This window comes from Streptomyces sp. SID1328, from assembly GCF_009865595.1.
In the GTDB taxonomy this organism is placed as follows: domain Bacteria; phylum Actinomycetota; class Actinomycetes; order Streptomycetales; family Streptomycetaceae; genus Streptomyces; species Streptomyces griseoluteus.
The window spans coordinates 1-4,459 of the sequence record NZ_WWKH01000741.1; the positions used below are offsets into that span (position 1 = coordinate 1).

Here is a 4,459-nt window from a genome sequence, read left to right on the forward strand (position 1 = left end):
GGGGGCGGGGTGTGGCGGCGGCCGTCACCTCCGCGCTGGCCGGGGTGCTGTTCGAGCGGGGCGCGGAGTCGGTGTGGCTGGAGCCCACGGGCGACGGCTCCCGGCGGGTGTACGAGCGGGTCGGCTTCCGGCCGGGCGGCACCCGGCTGTATCTGCGGCTGGCCGCGCCGCTTCCTTAGCGGCGTGTTAGATCTGCGCGTCGTCCCTTGTCCGGGGCGGGAGCGCGGCGCATGCTCGGGCGGCATCCGGGTCCGGCGTCCCACGGCGGCGGGCCCCGTCCCCCCTCGTCTGGAGCCGCCATGTCCACGTCCGCCGCACCGCCCACGGTGACCCCCGCCGCCCGCCGCTTCGCCCTGATCGGCGGTTCGCTGGGCAATCTCGTGGAGTGGTACGACTGGTTCGTCTACGCCAGCTTCGCGATCTACTTCGCGGACTCCTTCTTCCCCGGCGACAATCCGACGACCAAGCTGCTGAACACCGCCGGCATCTTCGCGGTCGGTTTCCTGATGCGTCCGGTCGGCGGCTGGGTGCTGGGGCGGGCGGCGGACCGGCACGGCCGCAAGAGCGCGCTGACCCTCACCGTCACCCTGATGTCGGTCGCGGCCCTGCTGATCGCCGTCGCGCCGACCTACGGCCGGGCGGGTTACTTCGGCGCGCTGGTGCTGCTGCTGGCCCGGCTGCTCCAGGGGCTGAGCATCGGCGGTGAGTACGCGGCCAGCGCCACCTATCTGACCGAGGCGTCCGCCCGGAACCGGCGCGGGCTCGGCTCGTCCTTCCAGTACGTCTCCATGACCTGCGGGCAGTTGCTCGGTCTGGCGATCCTGATCACGATGCAGCACACCCTCACCACCGAGCAGTTGCAGAGCTGGGGCTGGCGGGTGCCCTTCGTGCTGGGCGCGGTGTTCGCGCTGGTGGTGTTCTGGCTGCGGCGGCGGCTCACCGAGACGGAGGCGTTCACCGAGGAGACGGGCGGCGGCACCGACACCGCGCGCGGCTCGCTCAAGGCGCTGTGGGAGCACCGCCGGGAGGCCGGTCTGGTGATGGCGCTGACCCTGGGCGGCACGGTGGCCTACTACACCTACACCACCTATCTCACCAAGTATCTGATCGGCAGCGCGGGCATGGCCAAGTCGACGGCCACGCTGGTGAGTTTCACCGCGCTCGCGGTGTTCGCCGCGATCCAGCCACTCGCCGGCACGCTCTCGGACCGGATCGGCCGCAGGCCGCTGCTGATCACCTTCGCGGTGGGGTGCACGGTCGGTACGTACCCGATCATGACGGCGCTGGGGTCGGCGCACTCGTACTGGTCGGCGCTGGGGCTGTCCCTGCTGGCGCTGGTGATCGTCACCGGGTACACCTCGATCAACGCGGCCGTGAAGGCGGAGCTGTTCCCGACGCGGGTGCGCGCGCTCGGTGTGGCTCTGCCGTACGCGCTGGCCAACGCCCTATTCGGCGGGACGGCGGAGTATGTGGCGCTGTGGTTCAAGGACGCCGGCCACGAGAAGATGTTCTTCTGGTACGTCTCGGGGTGCGCGCTGGTCTCGCTGGTCACCTATGTGCTGATGCCGGACACCCGTGACGCGGCGCTGAGCCGGGCCGAGGCGGACGCCGGCACCGGTGCCGGGCTCGCTCCCGCGAAGGCGGCCGGCTGACCCGGTGCGGTACCGGAACCGGGCCGCCGCATAGGCTGCGGCCCAGGTCAGCACCCGGCACGAGGACTTCCCATGCACGCCCTGCTCGTCGAGGACGACGACCGGATGGCCCAGGCGCTCACCACGGCCCTGGCCCAGCGCGGCCACACCGTGCGCCGGGCCGCCCGCGCCCTGGACGCGCTCCGGCACGTGCGGGAGACCGAGTTCGTGCTGCTGGACCTCGGCCTGCCCGACCTGGACGGGCTGGAACTGCTCAGGCGGCTGCGCACGGTGTGCGCGGCGCCCCTGATCGTGGTGACGGCCCGCTGCGCGGAACGGGACATCGTGCAGGCGCTCCGGGCGGGCGCGGACGACTACGTGGTCAAACCGTTCCGGATGAACGAGCTGATGGCCCGCATCGACACCGTCCGCCGCCGCACCGGCGCCCTGGCCCCGCGCCCGGACGCCGGCCCCGGCCCGGTGCGCGCCGGGGACGTGGAGGTGGACCTCGCGGGCCGCACGGTCACCGTCGCGGGTACGGAAGTGCGGCTGACCCGGCGGGAGTTCGACGTGCTGGCGATGCTGGCCGCCCGCCCGGAGGAGGTGCACTCCCGCGAGGAGATCCTCGACCGGATCTGGGGTGACGCCTTCCTCGCCGCGTCCCGCTCGCTGGACGTGCATGTGGCCGGTATCCGGGCCAAGACCGGCCGGGCCGAACTGGTCCGTACGGTCCGAGGGTTCGGCTACCAACTGGGCCCGCGATGAGGCGCAGGCTGCTGGCGGTGCTGATGGTGCTGATGGGAGCGGCGGCCCTGTTGCTGTCCGTCCCGCTGGCCTTGTCGTACGCGGCCGGGCGCACCGAGCATCTGCTGCTCCAGCGCCGGGCGGACGCCGTACGGTTCGCCGACCTCGCGGACCGGGTCCGCTCCCCCGCCGACCGCACCGAACTGTCCACCGAGATCCGCCGGTACGCCGGGCTGTACGGGGCCTCCGTGGCGGTGTCGGACACCTCGGGCCGCACCGTGGCGCGCGCCGGGGCTCCAGTGCCGTCTCCGGCGGCGCGGGAGGCGCTGGGGCGGGCGCTGACCGGCCGGTCCACCGAGCGTCTGCCGACGGTACGGCCGTGGGGTCCGCACCGGCTGGTGCTGGCCGAGCCGGTGGGCCGGGACGAGCGGGTGAGCGGGGCCGTGCTGATGGCCGTGCCGACCGGGGCCGCGCGCCGGGACGTGACCATGCGCTGGCTGCTGATCGCCTGCGGCGCACCGGCGGCCTTCGCGGCCGCGGGCCTGGTCGCGGCCGGGATCACCCGCTGGCTGATGCGTCCGGTGCAGGACCTCGACCGGGCGGTGGCGCGGCTGGCCTCGGGCCGGCTGGAGGCGCGGGCCGTTTCGGACACCGGCCCGCCCGAACTCCGTAGCCTGCGCGAGCAGTTCAATGCCATGGCGGAGGCGGTCGCGGACTCCATCGGGCGGCAGCGGGCCTTTGTCGCGGACGCCTCGCACCAGTTGCGCAATCCGCTGGCCACGCTGGTGCTGCAACTGGAGAACGTCGAACCGCACCTGGCACCGGGACCGGGCCGCGAGGAGCACACCCGCGCGCTGGACGAGGCGGAGCGGCTGGCCGAACTCCTCGACGGACTGCTGGCGTTGGCACGGGTGGAGTCGGGTTCGGCCGAGCGGGCCGAGCAGGATCTCTCCGGCGCGGTGGCGGCCCGGGTGGCGGCCTGGGAGCCGGTTTTCGACGCCTCGCAGGTGTCGCTCACCGCTGCCGGGGTGCCACCCGGCCTGCGGGTGCGGGCGGTACCGGACGCGGTGGGGCGGGTGCTGGACGCGGCGCTGGACAACGCGGTGAAGTTCGTACCGGCCGGTGGGCGGGTGACCGTGGCGGCGGAGGCCGTCGAGGGCGGCCAGGTCGTGGTGCGGGTGGCCGACGACGGTCCCGGTGTCCCCGACGATCAACTCCCGTTGCTCACACGGCGCTTCGTGCGGGCGCCCGAGCATCAGAATGTGCCCGGTACCGGTCTGGGCCTGGCCATCGCGGACGAGATCGCCCGGCTCAGCGGGGGACGGCTGGCCGCGCGGGCCGGGACTCCGCGCGGGCTGGTGGTGGAGCTGTGGCTGCCTGCTCAGCCGTACACGGACCGGTAGTACGCCACCGCTCCCGGATGCAGCGGGAGGTCGCCGGTGGCGACGGCGAAGCGGGGTTCCAGCCGCGCGCCCGCGGTGACCTCGCGCAGCAGCACCCGCCAGCGGTCGAACACCACCCGCAGGACGTCCCGGGCGTCCCGGTCCGGCACCTGGGGGCGGGCCAGCAGATAGTTGCCGACGCCGACGGTGGTGACCGGCGCGGTGAGCCCGTAGACACCCGCCGGCAGGGTGACCGCCGAGTACACCGGGCCGTACTCGGCACGCAGCGCCTCCGCCTCGGCCTCCAACGGCAGGACACGCAGCGGTAGCCGGCGGGTGAGCGCCGACAGGGCCGGGGTGGGGACCCCGCCCGCCCAGATCACGGCGTCCACCGTGCCCCGGCGCAGCGCGGCCACCGACTCGGCCAGCCCGAGCCGCTGTTCTCGTACCGCGCGCCCACCCGTGAGCCCCGCCACCCGCAGCAGCCGCCCGGCGAGCACCTGGGCTCCCGATCCGGTGGCGCCGGTGGCCACCGGGCGGCCCGCGAGGTCGGCCACGGCGCGCACGGGGCCGTCGGCACGGGCCAGGAGGTGCGTGTAGTTGACGTAGACGCGGGCGAGCGCCGTCACCCGGGTTGGGGCCGTGAAGGGCGCCGCTCCGTGCAGCGCCTGCTCGGCGGCGTCCGCCATGGCGAGGGCCAGG

5 protein-coding genes are annotated in these 4,459 nt (G+C 74.3%); 4 read left to right on the forward strand and 1 reads right to left on the reverse strand.

The features are described 5' to 3' along the window. From GT030_RS23835 to GT030_RS23850, 4 genes are all read left to right on the forward strand, one after another. Positions 1 to 179: GNAT family N-acetyltransferase (locus GT030_RS23835; protein ID WP_161202851.1), on the forward strand; the 179-nt coding region annotated here is incomplete at its 5' end. Positions 180 to 299: 120 nt separating this feature from the next. Then, entirely contained in the window at positions 300 to 1,652 is a 1,353-nt protein-coding gene (locus GT030_RS23840) for an MFS transporter (protein WP_161202852.1), read from the forward strand. 72 nt (positions 1,653 to 1,724) lie between these two features. Beyond that, the gene (locus GT030_RS23845; RefSeq protein ID WP_161202853.1) at positions 1,725 to 2,396 is read left to right on the forward strand and encodes a response regulator transcription factor; all 672 of its coding nucleotides are present in this window, start codon (positions 1,725 to 1,727) and stop codon (positions 2,394 to 2,396) included. Beyond that, entirely contained in the window at positions 2,393 to 3,778 is a 1,386-nt protein-coding gene (locus tag GT030_RS23850) for a HAMP domain-containing sensor histidine kinase (RefSeq protein WP_161202854.1), read from the forward strand. The genes GT030_RS23845 and GT030_RS23850 overlap by 4 nt, the downstream gene beginning before the upstream one ends. Here the strand turns inward: GT030_RS23850 and GT030_RS23855 are convergent. Further along, on the reverse strand, positions 3,757 to 4,459 hold a 703-nt coding region (locus GT030_RS23855; protein ID WP_161202855.1), incomplete at its 5' end, for a TAXI family TRAP transporter solute-binding subunit. The genes GT030_RS23850 and GT030_RS23855 overlap by 22 nt on opposite strands.

Bases quoted from the DNA above. Each gene is read 5' to 3' on its own strand.
- GT030_RS23840 (WP_161202852.1), top strand. From the start codon at position 300: ATGTCCACGTCCGCCGCACCGCCCACGGTGACCCCCGCCGCCCGCCGC.
- GT030_RS23845 (WP_161202853.1), top strand. From the start codon at position 1,725: ATGCACGCCCTGCTCGTCGAGGACGACGACCGGATGGCCCAGGCGCTC.
- GT030_RS23850 (WP_161202854.1), top strand. From the start codon at position 2,393: ATGAGGCGCAGGCTGCTGGCGGTGCTGATGGTGCTGATGGGAGCGGCG.